Source organism: Pseudomonas sp. SIMBA_041 (assembly GCF_046535095.1).
Lineage (GTDB): Bacteria > Pseudomonadota > Gammaproteobacteria > Pseudomonadales > Pseudomonadaceae > Aquipseudomonas > Aquipseudomonas mucoides.
On sequence record NZ_JAWRXJ010000122.1, the window covers coordinates 1 to 327 of the forward strand.

Sequence of the window (327 nt, forward strand, 5' to 3'; positions counted from 1 at the left end):
CCCCGAAGTTCTCGCCACGGCCGTGGCCAAGCACAAAGTGACCGCTGGGCTGCGCAGTGTGCTGGTAGACGTGCGCCCCAATGCCACCGACGACAGCCAGTACAGCGTCGCCGCCGACCACGACCGGGACGCCGAAGTCAGTGATGGTCAGGGTGAACACCAGGCAGAAGGCCGCGAACACTGCCTGGCGTGTGGCAGGCCAGGTAATGCTGGAAAACGCCCGCCAAGGCCCGGCCCCCATGCTGGAAGCAGCGTCGAACAGGCGCGCATCGGCCAGTGACAGGGCTGACAGCAGAATCATCAGCGCATGCGGGAAGGTGTAGATGG

The 327-nt window shown here is 65.4% G+C and carries 1 protein-coding gene; it reads right to left on the reverse strand.

Annotation, left to right across the window (positions count from 1 at the left end):
* Positions 1–327: ABC transporter permease subunit (locus SB725_RS30520; protein ID WP_410923079.1), on the reverse strand; the 327-nt coding region annotated here is incomplete at both ends.